Genomic DNA, 15,824 nt, shown 5'->3' on the forward strand with positions numbered 1-15,824 from the left:
GTTATTGATTGATTAAAAAATAGTCTCGCCTTAAGCGTGGCTCTCCTCTTTTTTATGTAAAAAGATTTGTAAAGATGACCGCTTGTAATGAAAATTTTTGTCAGCTTTGTAAAAGTTTTTTGACATTCGGTAAAATTTAATAGACCATAAATATTACTTTTATTAATTTGAGTCCATATTTTGATGTATAACACAGAAAATTTGATTGAAGTAAAGAATCTGACCTTTAAACGAGGCGAGAGAGTGATTTACGACAATCTGAATCTGCAAGTGCAGAAGGGTAAGGTTACTGCAATTATGGGGCCGTCAGGAATCGGTAAAACAACTTTGCTACGCTTAATTGGTGGGCAAATTTTACCTGAGACCGGTGAAATATTATTTGACGGAAAAGATGTCTGTAAAGCAAATAATAAAGAGCTTTATGAAATTCGCCAACGTATGGGAATGTTATTCCAATCGGGGGCTTTATTCACTGATATTTCAACCTTTGATAATGTTGCGTTTCCTATTCGTGAGCATACCAGATTACCCGAAGAGCTAATTCGAAAATTAGTATTATTAAAACTGGAAGCAGTTGGGCTTCGAGGTGCTGCAAACTTAATGCCTTCAGAGCTTTCGGGCGGTATGGCACGTCGTGCGGCACTTGCCCGAGCGATTGCTTTAGATCCTGAATTGATTATGTATGATGAGCCTTTTACTGGGCAAGATCCTATCAGTATGGGGGTTATTGTTGAATTGATTAAAGAACTTAATCAAGCGTTAAATTTAACTTCTATTGTAGTGTCTCACGATGTGCAAGAAGTATTAAGTATTGCCGATTATGCCTACATTGTGGCAGATAAACGGGTAATTGCCGAAGGCACACCAGAAATGTTATTAGCGAGTGAAGATGAGCAAGTAGTACAATTTTTAGCAGGAAAAGCAGATGGGCCTGTGCGTTTCCATTATCCTGCAAAAGACTATACGGAGGAGCTATTTAATGGTTAATTTTATTAGCTCTATCGGGGCTTTTGTGATTAATTTTATTCGTACATTTGGGCGTTCAGCCTTTATGTTATGGGGAGCATTAATCGGAAAACCTGAATTTCGTAAACATACGCCGCTGCTTATTAAGCAACTTCACGTACTTGGTGTGCAATCTCTGTTAATTATTATGCTTTCAGGCTTATTTATCGGAATGGTATTAGGCTTGCAAGGTTATGTGGTACTGGTCGATTTTGCAGCAGAAAGTAGCTTGGGGACATTAGTTTCGCTTTCACTTTTACGGGAATTAGGGCCAGTAGTTACTGCATTATTGTTTGCAGGACGAGCAGGTTCTGCTTTAACAGCAGAAATTGGTTTAATGAAAGCAACTGAGCAACTCTCTAGCCTTGAAATGATGGCAGTTGATCCACTAAGACGAATTATTGCACCTCGCTTTTGGGCAGGGGTAATCTCAATGCCTATTTTGGCGGCAATTTTTACGGCTATCGGTATTTGGGGCGGTTCTTTTGTTGGAGTGGATTGGAAAGGTGTTGATGGCGGTAGTTTTTGGTCTGTTATGCAAAATTCTGTCGATGCTGCAGACTTAATTAATGGCTTTATAAAAAGTATTATTTTTGCTTTTGCTGTTGTATGGATAGCATTATTTAACGGCTACGACTGCTTACCAACATCAGAAGGTATTAGCCAAGCCACAACAAAAACAGTGGTAAATGCTTCACTTGTTATTTTAGGTTTAGATTTTATTTTAACTGCGATTATGTTCGGCGGTTGATTTTAGTAAAAAGGAATAGACAATGCGTCAATCAATTAAATATGAATTCTGGGTAGGCTTGTTTGTACTACTTGGCTTAGCAGCTTTAGTCTTTTTAGGCTTACGTGTTGCAAATGTGCAAGGTTTCTCCTCTGAGAAAACTTATACCCTTTATGCAACTTTTGATAATATCGGTGGACTAAAGGTTCGTGCACCAATTAAAGTAGGTGGAGTTGTTGTCGGTCGAGTGTCAGATATTTCACTTGATAAAAATACTTACACTCCAAAAGTGACGTTAGCCGTAAATGAAGGTTTTAACCAAATTCCAGATACTAGCTCACTTTCTATTAAAACATCAGGCTTACTAGGTGAACAATACATTGCATTAAATGTCGGCTTTTTTATTGAAGACGAAACAGCAATAATGAAAGAAGGCGATACTTTTGTTGATACTAACTCAGCAATGGTATTGGAAGATTTAATCGGTCAGTTCTTATATGGCGATAAAAAGTCAGATAGTGCTGGAGATGAAAAAGCGAATGAACCTGCAATAGCAGAGTAATTCGAGTAGATGTAACAACAATATTCTCTATTTAGAGAGTTTGGAGATTAAAATAGATGTTAAAAAACATTAAAAAAATTATCGTAACAGGTTTTGTAGCAGTTTCTGCATTATTTTCAACAAATGCGTTTGCAGAAACTAGCCCTTATGTATTAATGCAACAGACAGCAGATAAATTATTTGGCAATATCAAAGCAAATCAAAGTAAAATTAAAGCAAATCCTGAGTATTTACGCACTATTGTACGTAGTGATTTAATGCCTCACGTGCACGTTAAATATGCAGGGCAATTAGTGTTAGGGAAAAACTTATCTTCTGCAACAGATGCTCAAAAAGAGGCATTCTTTACTGCATTTGCTCAGTTTGTAGAACAATCATATGCACAAGTATTAACACAATACCAAGATCAAAAAGTGCAAATTGAAAGCCCGAAATCTGTAGATGGTAAATCTATTGTAAGCATTCGAGTAAATGTTCTATCAAGCGGTGCAGCACAGCCGATTAAATTAGATTTCAAATGGCGTAAAAACAGCAGAACAGGTGAGTGGCAAGCATATGATATGGCTGCAGAAGGTGTAAGTATGGTTGCAACCAAACAAAATGAGTGGGCGGGTGTAATTCGTCAAAAAGGTATTGATGCTTTAACTGCTCAAGTTGATCAATCTGCAAAACAACCTATTACATTAAAATAAGTAGTTTAGTTATGCCTAAAAAAACATTACAATGGGACATTCAGCAAAACAATGAAAGTTTATTTGTAAAATTATCAGGCGAATTAACTCGTGACACGTTGCTTCCGTTATGGAAGCAACGTGCTTCTTTTTTATCACCAAATCAGAACCAAAATCTATATTGGGATTTAAAAGAGCTTGAGTTAATAGATTCTGCTGGTTTTACGCTGCTTGCTGAATTAGTTAATCATTACCATCAAATCGTACCAACGCATATTATAAATATGCCAGATTCTGTAAAAACATTGGCTGAATTATATGATTTAGAAGCGTGGCTTGAGCAATTTATCGTTTAGTGTTGATGACCAAATTATATTAGGATTGAAGAATGAACCCATCACAAATTGAAGAAATTTTAAAGCAAGCATTACCAGATGCAACAGAAGTTCACGCTCAAGGGGAAAATGCCCATTTTGGGGTTATTGTTGTAAGTGATAGCATTGCGGCACTTTCAAAAGTAAAACAACAACAAGCTGTTTATGCCCCATTAGCGGAGCATTTCACAACAAATGCTATTCACGCTTTAACTATTAAAGTATTTAGTGTTGAGAAATGGAAAACTGAACGCTTATTAAATATGGCTGGTTAATTTAAATAAAATATTTGCAAAAAAGATAATTTTTTTGACCGCTTGTATTTGTTATAAATCGTTATTGTTAATTTAAGGCTCCTCAAATGGAAAAATTTCGTGTGCACGGACCGTTTACGTTAAGCGGAACCGTTGATATTTCGGGTGCAAAAAATGCTGCACTTCCTATTTTATTTGCTGCAATTTTAGCGGAAAAACCTGTTACGTTAAAAAATGTACCCGATTTAAAAGATGTAGATACCACTTTCAAAATCTTACGTAAGTTAGGTGTGGAAGTTGAAAAAGGCACTGAAAAAGGTGTGGTTCATATTGATGCAAGTAATATTAATAATTATGTTGCACCTTATGAATTAGTAAAAACAATGCGAGCATCAATTTGGGCATTAGCACCATTAGTTGCCCGTTTCCAAATTGGTCAAGTTTCATTACCAGGCGGTTGTACTATTGGTGCAAGACCTGTTGATATGCATATTTCTGGCTTAGAAAAAATGGGTGCTCAAATTGAATTAGATGAAGGCTATGTAAAAGCAACATCAAAAGGGCGTCTAAATGGTACACGAATCTATATGGATAAAGTAAGTGTTGGTGCAACTTTATCGGTGATGATGGCAGGTACTCTAGCCAAAGGTACAACAGTCATTGAAAATGCCGCTCGTGAGCCAGAAATTGTGGATACGGCTGATTTCTTAAATGCAATGGGAGCCAAAATCTCAGGTGCAGGTACAGATATGATCACGATTGAAGGTGTCGAGCATTTAGGTGGTTGTGAACATAGTGTTGTGCCAGATCGTATTGAAACAGGTACATTCTTAGTTGCTGCAGCGATTTCAGGCGGGCATATTACTTGCAGAGGTACTAAAGCAGATACGCTTGATGCAGTAATTGAAAAACTGCGTGAAGCTGGTATGCAGGTAGATGTAACGGAAGATACTATTACCCTTGATTCATTAGGTCGTCGCCCAACGGCTGTAAATATCCGTACAATGCCACACCCGGGTTTTCCAACAGATATGCAAGCTCAGTTTACACTGTTAAATGCAGTAGCAGATGGTACAAGTAGAATTACAGAAACAATTTTTGAAAATCGTTTTATGCACATTCCTGAACTTAATCGTATGGGGGCTAAATGCGAGATTGAGGGCAATACCGCCATCTGTTCTGGTGTTGAGCGTTTAAAATCAGCAGAAGTTATGGCGACAGATTTGCGTGCTTCAATCAGTTTAGTGCTAGCAGGTTGTATCGCAAACGGCGAAACGATTGTGGATAGAATCTACCATATCGACCGTGGTTATGAACGTATCGAAGAAAAATTACGAGCAATAGGTGCGAGAATTGAACGTTTTTCTGTGCCATTTGAAGGTGAGTAAAATTTAGCTAAAAAATAACCGCTTGGTGAACATTGTTATCAAGCGGTTTTTTATGGTAGAAATGAGAAGTAAGAGATAAAGTTATTTGTGATTAACCTTTTAATCTAAAGCGTCCTCTACTATAACGTGTTTTCATCAATGCAAGAATTTGCTCTTTCTCACTTCCTACTTTTTGTTGGCTTTGTTTGGCTACAATGAGTGAATGTTGAATAGAGTGAGCGTGTGTAATTGCAATCGCTAACGCATCTGCAGCATCGGCTTGGGGTTTGGCTGAAAGTTGTAGCATTCGCATAACCATATCTTGTACTTGAACTTTATCGGCAGAGCCAATGCCAGTTACCGTTTGTTTTACTAAGCGAGCAGCATATTCAAAAACAGGTAAGTTATGATTTACTGCAGCGACAATCGCTGTACCTCGAGCTTGCCCTAATTTCAATGCAGAATCAGGATTTTTTGCCATAAAAACTTGTTCTATAGCGAACATATCGGGTTGAAATTGGGTAATAATTTCAGTTACCCCCGCATAAATTCGTTTTAGACGAGTTGGAAGATCGTCAGCAGCTGTGCGAATTGCACCGCTACCAAGATATTCCAAATGCCGTCCTTGTTGGCGAATTACGCCATATCCAGTTACTCTTGAGCCTGGGTCAATTCCTAAAATAATAGCCATTTCTGTTTTTAATATAAAATAAGCGGGGAGATAATTATATCTCCCCGCTTTGAGTTATAAAACTATAATTTATTTATTCAATCTTGATGTAAGTGCTTTATCTACATCACAAAGTTTCGCTAAAATCTCATCAGAGCTTGTACCCATTTGAGTTAGCATTCCAGTTTTGTTTGTGTCTGAAAGCGTAAAGCCTGTATCGACATTCCACATATATTTATCTGATTTAAATAATGTGAAATCTGCATTTGAAGTATCACGTGTTAAAGTTGGAATTTCTTGTGATTTTGCACCGCTTGTTAGAACTAAATTTACCGCTTTAGCTTCTTCGCCTTGGAATACATAGTTTGCAGTCACTCTTTTGCCACTTTGGCAACGATATACGATTGCTTTTGAACTATCTGTTGCAGACTCTACTTTCACTGCTGCAGTACCGTGAGCTGTACTTGCAATATCATTTACTTGCTGAGTAGCTTGAGTTGCAACTTCTTTAACTGCTTCTTGAGTTGATGGGGTATGGGTAGTTGTTTGATTGTTAGAACAAGCAGCTAAAACTACCATTGCTGCTAAAGCTGGGGTGAATTTAACTAATTTCATAGTTTCTCCTTAGTGATAAAAAAATAAAATAGTCTGTAGTTATAATTAGTTAGACTGATTGTTTAAGAAAAGTTCAAAAAAATAGGCATATTTTTTATATGCCTATTTAAGTTTATTAAAGAAGTGCTGCTACTTCGTCGCTAATTTCACCATTGTGATAAACATTTTGCACATCATCACAATCTTCAAGCATATCAATTAATTTTAATAATTTTGGTGCGGTTTCTGCATCTAAATCAACGGTGGTTGATGGAATCATTGTTACTTCTGCAGATTCTAATTTAAAGCCTGCTTGCTCAAGCCCATCACGCACATCGCCTAAATCTTCCCAAGCGGTGTAGATTTCAAATGAGCCGTCTTCTTGTGGCTGAATATCGTCAGCACCGGCTTCAATAGCCGCTTCGGTTAAAGCGTCTTCGTCAGCTTGTGCGATTAAAATTAAGCCTTTTTTGCTAAATAAGTAGCCAACAGAACCTTCTGTACCTAAGTTACCGCCACATTTAGTAAAGCTTGGGCGAACTTGCGAGATAGTACGGTTTGCATTATCACTTAAGCACTCTACCATTACTGCTGTACCACCCGGGCCGTAGCCTTCGTAGATTTTGGTTTCCATATTGGTGTCATCGCCACCACCAACACCACGCTCAATTGCACGGTTGATAGTATCACGAGTCATATTACTCGCAAGTGCTTTATCTACTGCTGAACGTAAACGAGGGTTTGCACCTACATCGCCACCGCCTAATTTTGCTGCAGTCACTAACTCACGAATTAATTTTGTAAAGATTTTACCGCGTTGTGCATCTTGTGCAGCTTTGCGGTGTTTAATATTTGCCCACTTACTATGGCCTGCCATTCTCTTGTTCCTTATTTATTTGATATTGAGTAAATATTGTCTGATTGCATCGGCATTATTGGGGGATTTTGTCATATTTATAGCTTCTTCCGCTGAAACCCAGCGATAAGCTAAATGCTCGCTTAAAATAGGCTCTTGTTCGCTTTCAAGCGGGAATAAGAACCAATGCTCGATACAATGTGTGGTATTAGGTGCGTATTTATACCGAAAATGCGGGAAAATTTCAAATTCTATCTGTTGATTGCAATCAACAAGCGGTTGTTTTTGGCTAGAAATTTGCAAACCTGTTTCTTCTTTTATTTCTCGTTTAGCTGCATCAATCGGTTTTTCCCCCGCTTCAATAGAACCTGTTACCGATTGCCAAAAGGTTGGATCGTCTTTTCGTTGTAGCATTAGTACCCGATTGGTATCTTTAGCATAAATAACAACAAGCACGGAGTTTGGATTTTTATAATTCATTTTCACTTAAATTTAGAAGAATAATTGGCTACTTAATGGGCGATAACTAAAATGGCAGCAATAACCACTAAGATTAGCCCTGCAAAATCTTGGATTTTTAATCGCTCTTTAAAGATAAAATAAGAAATGCCTAAAATAAAGAAAATTTCTATTTGCCCAAGGGTTTTAACAAAAGCAACGTGATTTAGGCTCATTGCATTAAACCAACCGAAAGAGCCGAGAAAAGAGAATAAGCTCGTTAAAATCCCGAGTTTAGGAAATTGGAAAAATTTTCGTAATGTTTCTGGTTGAAATAACGCTAAATAAAGTACGAGTAAAACCGCTTCAAAACTAATTACAGTAAATAACACCCAAGCAGCAGAAATTAGATAATGGCTATTGAGCTGTAAACTGGCTTCACGTACCCAAAGTGAAGTTAGAGCAAAACATAAACCGCTTGCAATGCCGAGAAAAAGGGTTTTCCACGAAAGCTGGCGGAAGTTGCCACTGCCTGTCATTAAGAAAATGGCTACACCACCTAATATTACCCCAAGCCAGCCGATAGCACTGATGGTAACACCAAAAAATAGCACGCCAAGTAAAGCTGCCCACACCGCCTCGCTTTTGGCAAGTCCGACACCAATAGCATAATTTTTTAAATGGAATAACTGTACCATTAACGAGGTCGCCCAAATTTGAGCTAAACCGGCTCCAATCGCATAAACAAAAAAGAGAGGAGTGAAGGTTGGTATGACGAATGTATCATCGTGCCAATATAAAAAGGCAAGATAACCGCTAGCCAATGGGACGGCATAGAAAAAGCGTGCTAGCGTTACCCCTAAAGTTGGCACATTAACACTTAATTGTTTTTGAAAAGCATTCCGCCCCGCCTGAGCGATTGCAGCAAGCAAGGTAAACCAAATCCACATAGTTATTCCTAGTTAAGCACTGATAAACAGAGATATTACTCCTTTATTAACACTTTGCAAGCGGTCGAAAAATCTCTAAAATTTACTCATAAGGCTTTATACATAGGCAAAGCCAATGTTAAAACATAACTGCTTATATAATGAATTCAATGACTTTACCTCAGATTTACATTGGCACCGGTGGCTATGCTGATACAGATTTACTCGGCACGCTTTACCCTTACGGCACGGCAAAAGAAGATTTTCTGTTTGTATATAGCCAGCATTACGATACCCTCGAAATTAATAGCACTTTTCACGCACCAATCGGCTTAAAAGCCTTTGAGGGAATGGTACAAAAAGCTGAAAGTAGACTAAATTTTTCGGTGAAATTACACCAAGATTTCAGCCATCAACGTACCGCAACCCAAGAACAAGCTACCGCTTTTCTTAATGCCTTAAGACCGCTGACAGAACAAGGTTTATTGGCAAATTTATTTATGCAATTCCCAACACAATTTGAGCGTACACTACAAAACCGCCGTTACCTTGCAGAACTTTGTAAATGGTTTGATAGCTACCCACTAGCGATTGAGTTTCGCCACCCAAGCTGGCACATTCCTGCGGTATTTGATACTTTCAGTAAAAGCCAAAATTTGATTTGGTGCAATGTAGATTACCCGCAAAATATCGGCTTACCTGCGTTTCATTTTTTTGCCAATCAACGTACGGCTTATTTACGTTTACACGGCAGAAACCCAAATTGGTGGAAAGGGCAAAGTGCGGCAGAACGGCACGATTACCGCTATTCAGATGAAGAATTAAAAGGTTTAGCCGACCTACTTTTCCAACAAAAAGCAGAGTTCGATGCACTTTACCTCTATTTTGAAAACACTACCAAAAGCCACGCGTTTTATAATATTCAAACCCTAAAAGGCTTTTTGGCGGAGAAAGGCTTTCAAATTAAACCTGTGCCGGAGAGTCTGCTTGGGCAGCAGAGTTTGTTTTAGCTTGCTATTTTTTCGATCTTTCTCGAAAAAATAACTTTTGGCTTTTGCTTATCTATTTCTCTTATTTCACAATGGGAAGAAAGAGGAAAAATAATGCTAAATCTATTTAAAAAACCAATTAAAAAATCTTCATTTGAGGCTTGGGCAAAGCTAATGGATGATATTGCGAAAGTTGCAATTCTAGCAATTCCTGTTATTCTTTATGGAGATTATTCTTGGCTAATGAAATGTGTACATTCTGTAACATTATTTACAATTATTTATTTGCTTTTAAGTGGTGCAAGAACATTTAGAGAAACAGCAGAGGAGATGTAAAATGGATGGTTTAACAGTAGGGTTATTTCTTTTACTTGCTTTTGCTTTTGCTGCATATCAATGGGCAAAGCACTTAAAGGACCATAATCGTTAATTTAATATTCTAAATCTTTTGAGAATTAGGTCAGTCGGGCATAAATGCCCGATATTTGTATGCAATATAGATATTTTTCCCCTAATTCTCAGCCCTAAAAGGGCTGAATTATGCTTAACCTCGTATGGCTTTGCCGTGCGAGGGAATGTAAAACGGTCGTATTTTGCAAACTTTTTACAAAATACGACCGCTATTTTTTAATAAAAAAATGCGGCACTTACGCCGCATTCAATTTCGCAAATTATTCTGCTTTTTCGACCGCTTTCACTGCAATCGCCAACTCTTCCAACGCTTTTGGATTAGCATAGCTTGGTGCTTCTGTCATCAAGCAGGCTGCAGCAGTGGTTTTCGGGAAGGCAATCACATCACGAATGTTGTCTGTGCCTGTGATTAACATTGTTAAACGGTCTAAACCGAATGCAAGACCTGCGTGTGGTGGCGTGCCGAATTTTAACGCATCTAATAAGAAACCAAATTTCTCTTGTTGCTCTTCTTCGTTAATACCTAAAATATTAAACACGGTTTGTTGCATTTTTTGGCTGAAGATACGTACTGAGCCACCGCCCACTTCGTAGCCGTTAATGACTATATCATAAGCATTGGCTACTGCATTTTCAGGATCTTGAGCCAGTTCTTCCGGGCTTAAATCTTTTGGCGAAGTGAATGGGTGGTGCATTGCAGAAAGATTGCCTTCATCATCACGCTCAAACATTGGGAAATCCACAACCCATAATGGTTTCCACGCTTTGGTATCTGTTAAGTCTAAATCGTTACCCACTTTTAAGCGTAATGCCCCTATAGCATTGGTAGCGACATTCCAACTGTCTGCACCAAAGAAAATAATATCGTTATTTTGTGCGTTTAAGCGTTCAACAAGGGCTTGTAATACTTCTTCAGTTAAGAATTTTGACACAGGGCTTTGAATGCCTTCTAAGCCGGCATTTACATCATTGATTTTTGCCCACGCTAAGCCTTTTGCACCGTAAATACCCACAAATTGGGTGTATTCATCAATATTTTTACGTGTTAATACTGCACCATTTGGCACACGTAATGCCACGACACGTCCTTTCGGATCATTTGCCGGGCCGCTGAATACTTTGAAATCCACGTCTTTAACAATATCAGCTACATCAACCATTTCTAGCGGGTTACGTAAATCAGGTTTGTCTGAACCAAAGCGTTGCATTGCTTCCGCCCAAGTCATCATCGGGAATTTGCCTAAATCTACCCCTAAGGTTTCTTGCCATAAACCGTGAATCATCGCTTCCATTAAGGCACGCACTTCTTCAGCGGTTAAGAAAGAGGTTTCCACATCGATTTGGGTAAATTCAGGCTGGCGGTCTGCACGTAAATCTTCATCACGGAAACATTTCACGATTTGATAATAACGATCAAAACCAGACATCATTAAAAGCTGTTTGAAAAGCTGTGGCGATTGTGGCAAGGCATAGAATTTACCTTTATGCACACGGCTTGGTACAAGATAGTCTCTCGCACCTTCAGGTGTTGCTTTAGTTAGCATTGGGGTTTCAATATCTAAGAAACCGTTGTCGTCCATATAACGGCGAACAAAGCTGGTAATTTTGGCACGCATTTTTAATTTTTCAGCCATTTCAGGGCGACGTAAATCTAAATAGCGGTATTTAAGACGTTGTTCTTCCGTATTATTTTGGTTAAAGTCTAATGGCATTACTTCAGCGTTGTTATACACCACTAAGTTTTTCACTAACACTTCAATTTCGCCCGTTGCCATTTCTTTATTGATTTGCGACTCATCACGTGCAATCACTTCGCCTTGAATTTGTACGCAAGCTTCTGAACGTAAGGCTGAGGCTTGTTTGAACAGAGCTTCATCTTTTTCATCAAAGAAAACCTGCACAATCCCTTCACGATCACGAATTTGCATAAAAATAAAACGACCAAGGTTACGAACACGATGAACCCAACCGCTTAAAGTCACGGCTTGACCAACGTGAGAGCGGTTTAACGCACCGCAATAATGAGAACGCATCATAAAATTATCCTTTTATAAAAATAAGTATCCGAATTTCGGGGAAAACTTGAGAATTATAGCGGAAATTTGAGGGGAAATGGATAGATAAAGCGATACAAGCGGCAATTTTTTCTTGGAATTTTGCAAGTTTGCTTTGGGTTATAAAAGTATTATACAATGTATAACATTAAATAATGGGAGAGAATCTATGCAACTAGCGATTAAAAAATGGGGAAATAGTGTTGGGATCAGAATCCCAGCTTCTATACTGGCAACCCTTGAATTACAAGCGGAAAATCTGGTAGAGATGAAAGTGGAAGAGGGCAAAATTATTATTGAGCCGATAAAGCAGGAATATAATTTAGAACAATTACTTTCTCATATTACGCCAGAGAATTTACATCAAGAGATTGATACGGGCGAACCTACCGGCAAGGAGTTATTATGAGCGATTATATTCCAGATGTTGGCGATATTATTTGGTTGAATTTTACCCCTCAAGCTGGGAATAGACCAGCGGTGGTATTAACACCTGCAAGTTATAATAATTTAACAGGGTTACTTATTTGTTGCCCTCTCACAACTAAAATTAAAGGCTATCCTTTTGAAGTGATGATTGAAGGAAAGCCTCAAAATGTCGCTCTTTCTGATCAGGTAAAAAGTTTGGATTGGCGTATTAGAAAAGCGGAATTTAAAGGCAAAGTGGCGGAGTCTGAATTGAATGAACTTCGCCAAAAAATTGCCGTGCTATTAGGCATAAAATAGGAAATGCCTTACCCCTCTAACCCAATAAAAATAGCTAATAACAGCGGTGCCGCCAAATTCACAATAAAGCCAAAACTAATGGCTAATGGTACAATTTGGATTCCGCCCGACTTTTGAATGATTGGGAGCATACAGTCGAGCGAGGTGGCTCCGCCAATGCCGACAGAGGTAGAAGGAAATTGTCGCATAAATAACGGTACTAAAAACAGGCACAAAATTTCACGGGAAATATCGTTAAAAAAGGCGATACTGCCGTAAATCGGGCCCCAAGCATCGTTTACTAACACGCTTGAAAGAGAATACCAACCAAAAGCGGAGGCGAAGGTTAAGCCTTTGGCAAGTGATAAATCAAGTAAGAAAGCGGAAATTACCCCACCAACTAGCGAACTTACCACCATTACAATGGATGTATAAATCCCTCTTTTGTTAAAGAAAACTTCTCGTAGTGGAATACCGCTATTACGTAGCTGGATCCCCACCCCAAAAATCATTATCTCTAAAATATAGGTGCTTGAATGAAGCGGAAAATCGACCATTCCTTTCGTAAAGTAGCCAACGAGTCCACCAAATAATGTTGCCCCAATTAAAGTGGCTGAATCGAGTAGTAAATGTAGGCGTGAAGGTAGCTGATCTTGCGAAACTTGTTCACGTTGCATTGGCTGGATTTTATCGTAAATCACTAAGCCGACAATATTTGAAAGTAGTAAAATAGCGACAAGACTAAAGGCTGTTCCACCAATTTGTGGTAGTTCAGTGAGAATATTATCAATTTGCCCGAGCGAAATTCCCATTACCAATAAAATCAAATACAAGCAGGTGTTTACCACTTTATTGACAATGGCTAAATAGCGGTGATTTTTCAGTTTAAACAAATAACCGAGAAAAAGAGGAATTAGCACAATCGCTAAACCATAAAGCATTTTTGTTCCTTTTTTATCTTTATTTTTAAGGGTTGAAATTCTAACAATAAGCACATAAAATGAAACTGTTTTTATATACAGCTATTTTTGTGATAACAAGCGGTCATTTTTAGGGAAAATATTGCAAATGTCGGCTCAAACGAAATTTAATCATAAAATTATCCATATCGATATGGACTGCTTTTATGCCGCAGTTGAAATGCGAGAAAACCCTGCTTTGGTTGGTAAGCCTATTGCGGTCGGAGGAAGTGCTAACCAGCGAGGGGTATTAAGCACTTGCAATTACGAAGCCAGAAAATTTGGCTTGCACAGTGCAATGCCGACCGCTCAAGCCTTAAAACGTTGCCCTAATCTGATTTTATTGCCTGTGAATATGCCGCTTTATAAAGCGGTTTCGGCTCAAATTCATCAAATTTTTCAGCGTTATACCGAGATTATCGAACCACTTTCCCTAGATGAAGCTTATTTAGATGTTACCGACTGCAAACTGCATTCAGGTTCAGCTACTTGGATTGCCCAAGCCATTCGAGATGATATTTGGCGAGAAGTGCGTTTAACGGCTTCGGCAGGTGTGGCTCCGCTCAAATTTTTAGCCAAAATTGCTTCCGACCAAAATAAACCGAACGGGCAATTTGTTATCGCCCCTGATGATGTGCAAAATTTTATAAAAAATCTACCGCTTGCAAAAATTCCGGGGGTGGGTAAAGTTACGAATGAAAAACTGCATAAGCTCGGTTTAGAGCGTTGTGGCGATATTCAACAAGCAGAACAGGCAATGATTTATCGAGAATTTGGCAAATTCGGGCAGCGATTATGGGATTTTAGCCACGGCATTGATGAGCGAGAGGTAGAGGTTGATCGCCCCAGAAAATCGTTAGCGGTGGAAAATACGTTATTAGAAGATATTTGGACGTTAGAGGCGGCAGAAAAAATTATTCATACTCAATATGAGAAATTACTGTTTCGTATTCAGCGAAATTGGGGCGATATACCTTTAACCGATTTTAAAAAATTGGGTATTAAATTAAAGTTTGATGATTTTACTCAAACGACGCTTGAACGTACTACAAACGGCTTGGAATTAGCCCGTTTTTCAGAATTATTAAATCAAATTTGGAGTCGCCGAGAAGGACGAAAAATTCGGTTAATTGGATTAAATGTTCATTTTCCGGAGAAAAAAGTGAATAATCAGTTAAATTTATGGGAATAATTGTTGTCAGACTATTGGAATTTGCTTACAAAAACCGCATTATAAGCAAGCAACTATTGCATCTATTATTTTTGATTTGTGGAGATTTAAAACATTATGGCAAAACGTGTCATTTTATTTTTATTAACTAACTTAGCCATTACCTTTGTTTTAGGTATTGTGTTAAATATTATTTTTAACGTAACCGGCATTCAAGGGCAAAGTACCGCAGGGATTTTAATCCTTGCTTTAGTATTTGGTTTTTCTGGCTCATTGATTTCATTATTCTTATCAAAATCAATGGCATTACGTTCTGTTGGTGCAGAAGTTATAAAGCAACCTCGCAATGAAGCGGAACAATGGTTATTTAATACGGTTCAGCGTCAATCACAACAGGCGAATATCCCGATGCCAGATATTGCGATTTATCACTCTGCTGATGTGAATGCCTTTGCCACAGGTGCGACGAAAAAGAACTCGTTAGTAGCAGTAAGTACAGGTTTACTTAACTCAATGACAGAAGGTGAAGCAGAAGCGGTTGTGGCACACGAAATAGCCCACATTGCTAATGGCGATATGGTCACAATGACCTTATTGCAAGGGGTATTAAATACCTTTGTGATTTTCTTAGCTCGCATTATCTCAACCGCTGCCGCAACAACTCGTGATAGTAACGGTAATTCAAGCACTAATACATTAGTATTCTGGGTTGTCGATATAGTGTTACAAATGGTATTTGGTGTATTAGCTACAATGATTGCGATGTGGTTCTCTCGTCAGCGTGAATTTAGAGCAGACGCAGGTTCTGCACAATTAGTGGGTAAAGAGAAAATGATTGCAGCATTACAACGCTTACAACGTGTACACGAGCCACAAGAAATGGAAGGTTCTTTGGCTGCATTTATGATTAACGGGGCACGTGGTAAGGAATTATTTATGAGCCACCCGCCGTTAGAAAAACGTATCGAGGCGTTAAGAGGCTTATAATATACATATTATTTAGGGGGCGAATGAAAAATAATATTCGCCCTTTTTATAATTAAGTTTCGGTACTTTTATTAAATTATAGTTTTGTTGAAATACTC

20 protein-coding genes are annotated in these 15,824 nt (G+C 38.4%); 13 read left to right on the plus strand and 7 right to left on the minus strand.

Annotation, left to right across the window (positions count from 1 at the left end):
- Window positions 1–183: 183 nt before the first annotated feature.
- The 7 genes from mlaF (at window position 184) to murA (ending at window position 4,984) form a co-directional block, all read left to right on the plus strand.
- Window positions 184–987: a phospholipid ABC transporter ATP-binding protein MlaF gene (gene mlaF / locus PTQ27_RS05590; protein WP_273747794.1), complete on the plus strand. Its 804-nt coding sequence runs from the start codon at window positions 184–186 to the stop codon at window positions 985–987.
- Window positions 980–1,756: a lipid asymmetry maintenance ABC transporter permease subunit MlaE gene (gene mlaE / locus PTQ27_RS05595; protein ID WP_273747795.1), complete on the plus strand. Its 777-nt coding sequence runs from the start codon at window positions 980–982 to the stop codon at window positions 1,754–1,756. Before mlaF ends, mlaE begins: the two co-directional genes overlap by 8 nt.
- Window positions 1,757–1,778: 22 nt before the next feature.
- Complete coding sequence (gene mlaD, locus PTQ27_RS05600; protein ID WP_273747796.1) at window positions 1,779–2,297, plus strand: outer membrane lipid asymmetry maintenance protein MlaD; 519 nt, start codon at window positions 1,779–1,781, stop codon at window positions 2,295–2,297.
- A gap of 56 nt (window positions 2,298–2,353) precedes the next feature.
- Window positions 2,354–2,989 carry a phospholipid-binding protein MlaC gene (gene mlaC / locus PTQ27_RS05605; RefSeq protein WP_273747797.1) on the plus strand — a complete coding sequence of 212 codons (636 nt, stop codon included), beginning with the start codon at window positions 2,354–2,356 and terminating at the stop codon, window positions 2,987–2,989.
- An 11-nt stretch (window positions 2,990–3,000) separates the two neighbouring features.
- On the plus strand, window positions 3,001–3,324 hold the full coding sequence (locus tag PTQ27_RS05610) for an STAS domain-containing protein (protein WP_273747798.1): 324 nt from the start codon (window positions 3,001–3,003) through the stop codon (window positions 3,322–3,324).
- Between the two features lie 32 nt (window positions 3,325–3,356).
- On the plus strand, window positions 3,357–3,617 hold the full coding sequence (locus PTQ27_RS05615) for a BolA family protein (protein ID WP_273747799.1): 261 nt from the start codon (window positions 3,357–3,359) through the stop codon (window positions 3,615–3,617).
- Window positions 3,618–3,703: 86 nt separating this feature from the next.
- Window positions 3,704–4,984: a UDP-N-acetylglucosamine 1-carboxyvinyltransferase gene (murA, locus tag PTQ27_RS05620; protein ID WP_273747800.1), complete on the plus strand. Its 1,281-nt coding sequence runs from the start codon at window positions 3,704–3,706 to the stop codon at window positions 4,982–4,984.
- Window positions 4,985–5,075: 91 nt separating this feature from the next.
- Here the strand turns inward: murA and ruvC are convergent, their stop codons facing one another.
- From ruvC to PTQ27_RS05645, 5 genes are all read right to left on the minus strand, one after another.
- Window positions 5,076–5,654 carry a crossover junction endodeoxyribonuclease RuvC gene (gene ruvC, locus PTQ27_RS05625; protein ID WP_273747801.1) on the minus strand — a complete coding sequence of 193 codons (579 nt, stop codon included), beginning with the start codon at window positions 5,652–5,654 and terminating at the stop codon, window positions 5,076–5,078.
- 69 nt (window positions 5,655–5,723) lie between these two features.
- The gene (locus tag PTQ27_RS05630; RefSeq protein WP_273747802.1) at window positions 5,724–6,248 is read right to left on the minus strand and encodes an ACP-like domain-containing protein; all 525 of its coding nucleotides are present in this window, start codon (window positions 6,246–6,248) and stop codon (window positions 5,724–5,726) included.
- 115 nt (window positions 6,249–6,363) lie between these two features.
- Window positions 6,364–7,104, minus strand: coding sequence for a YebC/PmpR family DNA-binding transcriptional regulator (locus PTQ27_RS05635; RefSeq protein WP_273747803.1), 741 nt, complete (start codon window positions 7,102–7,104; stop codon window positions 6,364–6,366).
- Between the two features lie 15 nt (window positions 7,105–7,119).
- Window positions 7,120–7,563 (minus strand): dihydroneopterin triphosphate diphosphatase, encoded by a 444-nt coding sequence (gene nudB, locus PTQ27_RS05640; RefSeq protein ID WP_273747804.1) that lies wholly within the window; start codon window positions 7,561–7,563, stop codon window positions 7,120–7,122.
- Window positions 7,564–7,595: 32 nt separating this feature from the next.
- On the minus strand, window positions 7,596–8,471 hold the full coding sequence (locus PTQ27_RS05645; protein WP_273747805.1) for an EamA family transporter: 876 nt from the start codon (window positions 8,469–8,471) through the stop codon (window positions 7,596–7,598).
- Between the two features lie 149 nt (window positions 8,472–8,620).
- On the opposite strand from PTQ27_RS05645, the gene PTQ27_RS05650 reads away from it, so the two are divergent.
- Both PTQ27_RS05650 and PTQ27_RS05655 read left to right on the plus strand, forming a co-directional pair.
- Window positions 8,621–9,460, plus strand: a complete 840-nt coding sequence (locus PTQ27_RS05650; RefSeq protein ID WP_273747806.1) for a DUF72 domain-containing protein — start codon at window positions 8,621–8,623, stop codon at window positions 9,458–9,460.
- A gap of 93 nt (window positions 9,461–9,553) precedes the next feature.
- Window positions 9,554–9,775 (plus strand): hypothetical protein, encoded by a 222-nt coding sequence (locus PTQ27_RS05655; protein ID WP_273747807.1) that lies wholly within the window; start codon window positions 9,554–9,556, stop codon window positions 9,773–9,775.
- Window positions 9,776–10,110: 335 nt separating this feature from the next.
- Here PTQ27_RS05655 and aspS read toward each other — a convergent pair whose 3' ends face one another.
- Window positions 10,111–11,886, minus strand: coding sequence for an aspartate--tRNA ligase (aspS, locus tag PTQ27_RS05660; RefSeq protein WP_273747808.1), 1,776 nt, complete (start codon window positions 11,884–11,886; stop codon window positions 10,111–10,113).
- 187 nt (window positions 11,887–12,073) lie between these two features.
- Between aspS and PTQ27_RS05665 the strand changes: the two genes are divergently transcribed.
- Both PTQ27_RS05665 and mazF read left to right on the plus strand, forming a co-directional pair.
- Entirely contained in the window at window positions 12,074–12,313 is a 240-nt protein-coding gene (locus tag PTQ27_RS05665; RefSeq protein WP_273747809.1) for an AbrB/MazE/SpoVT family DNA-binding domain-containing protein, read from the plus strand.
- Window positions 12,310–12,630, plus strand: a complete 321-nt coding sequence (gene mazF, locus PTQ27_RS05670) for an endoribonuclease MazF (protein WP_273747810.1) — start codon at window positions 12,310–12,312, stop codon at window positions 12,628–12,630. Before PTQ27_RS05665 ends, mazF begins: the two co-directional genes overlap by 4 nt.
- An 8-nt stretch (window positions 12,631–12,638) precedes the next feature.
- Here mazF and PTQ27_RS05675 read toward each other — a convergent pair whose 3' ends face one another.
- Complete coding sequence (locus PTQ27_RS05675; protein ID WP_273747811.1) at window positions 12,639–13,550, minus strand: LysO family transporter; 912 nt, start codon at window positions 13,548–13,550, stop codon at window positions 12,639–12,641.
- A gap of 127 nt (window positions 13,551–13,677) precedes the next feature.
- Here PTQ27_RS05675 and dinB point away from each other — a divergent pair, with 127 nt between their 5' ends.
- Window positions 13,678–14,760 carry a DNA polymerase IV gene (gene dinB, locus PTQ27_RS05680; protein ID WP_273747812.1) on the plus strand — a complete coding sequence of 361 codons (1,083 nt, stop codon included), beginning with the start codon at window positions 13,678–13,680 and terminating at the stop codon, window positions 14,758–14,760.
- A 96-nt stretch (window positions 14,761–14,856) separates the two neighbouring features.
- Window positions 14,857–15,726, plus strand: a complete 870-nt coding sequence (gene htpX / locus PTQ27_RS05685; protein WP_273747813.1) for a protease HtpX — start codon at window positions 14,857–14,859, stop codon at window positions 15,724–15,726.
- Window positions 15,727–15,824 lie beyond the last annotated feature (98 nt).

This window comes from Mannheimia cairinae, from assembly GCF_028649535.1.
GTDB classification, from domain to species: Bacteria; Pseudomonadota; Gammaproteobacteria; order Enterobacterales; family Pasteurellaceae; genus Mannheimia; species Mannheimia cairinae.

Bases quoted from the DNA above. Each gene is read 5' to 3' on its own strand.
- mlaF (WP_273747794.1), top strand. From the start codon at position 184: ATGTATAACACAGAAAATTTGATTGAAGTAAAGAATCTGACCTTTAAA.
- mlaE (WP_273747795.1), top strand. From the start codon at position 980: ATGGTTAATTTTATTAGCTCTATCGGGGCTTTTGTGATTAATTTTATT.
- mlaD (WP_273747796.1), top strand. From the start codon at position 1,779: ATGCGTCAATCAATTAAATATGAATTCTGGGTAGGCTTGTTTGTACTA.
- mlaC (WP_273747797.1), top strand. From the start codon at position 2,354: ATGTTAAAAAACATTAAAAAAATTATCGTAACAGGTTTTGTAGCAGTT.
- PTQ27_RS05610 (WP_273747798.1), top strand. From the start codon at position 3,001: ATGCCTAAAAAAACATTACAATGGGACATTCAGCAAAACAATGAAAGT.
- PTQ27_RS05615 (WP_273747799.1), top strand. From the start codon at position 3,357: ATGAACCCATCACAAATTGAAGAAATTTTAAAGCAAGCATTACCAGAT.
- murA (WP_273747800.1), top strand. From the start codon at position 3,704: ATGGAAAAATTTCGTGTGCACGGACCGTTTACGTTAAGCGGAACCGTT.
- ruvC (WP_273747801.1), bottom strand. From the start codon at position 5,654: ATGGCTATTATTTTAGGAATTGACCCAGGCTCAAGAGTAACTGGATAT.
- PTQ27_RS05630 (WP_273747802.1), bottom strand. From the start codon at position 6,248: ATGAAATTAGTTAAATTCACCCCAGCTTTAGCAGCAATGGTAGTTTTA.
- PTQ27_RS05635 (WP_273747803.1), bottom strand. From the start codon at position 7,104: ATGGCAGGCCATAGTAAGTGGGCAAATATTAAACACCGCAAAGCTGCA.
- nudB (WP_273747804.1), bottom strand. From the start codon at position 7,563: ATGAATTATAAAAATCCAAACTCCGTGCTTGTTGTTATTTATGCTAAA.
- PTQ27_RS05645 (WP_273747805.1), bottom strand. From the start codon at position 8,471: ATGTGGATTTGGTTTACCTTGCTTGCTGCAATCGCTCAGGCGGGGCGG.
- PTQ27_RS05650 (WP_273747806.1), top strand. From the start codon at position 8,621: ATGACTTTACCTCAGATTTACATTGGCACCGGTGGCTATGCTGATACA.
- PTQ27_RS05655 (WP_273747807.1), top strand. From the start codon at position 9,554: ATGCTAAATCTATTTAAAAAACCAATTAAAAAATCTTCATTTGAGGCT.
- aspS (WP_273747808.1), bottom strand. From the start codon at position 11,886: ATGATGCGTTCTCATTATTGCGGTGCGTTAAACCGCTCTCACGTTGGT.
- PTQ27_RS05665 (WP_273747809.1), top strand. From the start codon at position 12,074: ATGCAACTAGCGATTAAAAAATGGGGAAATAGTGTTGGGATCAGAATC.
- mazF (WP_273747810.1), top strand. From the start codon at position 12,310: ATGAGCGATTATATTCCAGATGTTGGCGATATTATTTGGTTGAATTTT.
- PTQ27_RS05675 (WP_273747811.1), bottom strand. From the start codon at position 13,550: ATGCTTTATGGTTTAGCGATTGTGCTAATTCCTCTTTTTCTCGGTTAT.
- dinB (WP_273747812.1), top strand. From the start codon at position 13,678: ATGTCGGCTCAAACGAAATTTAATCATAAAATTATCCATATCGATATG.
- htpX (WP_273747813.1), top strand. From the start codon at position 14,857: ATGGCAAAACGTGTCATTTTATTTTTATTAACTAACTTAGCCATTACC.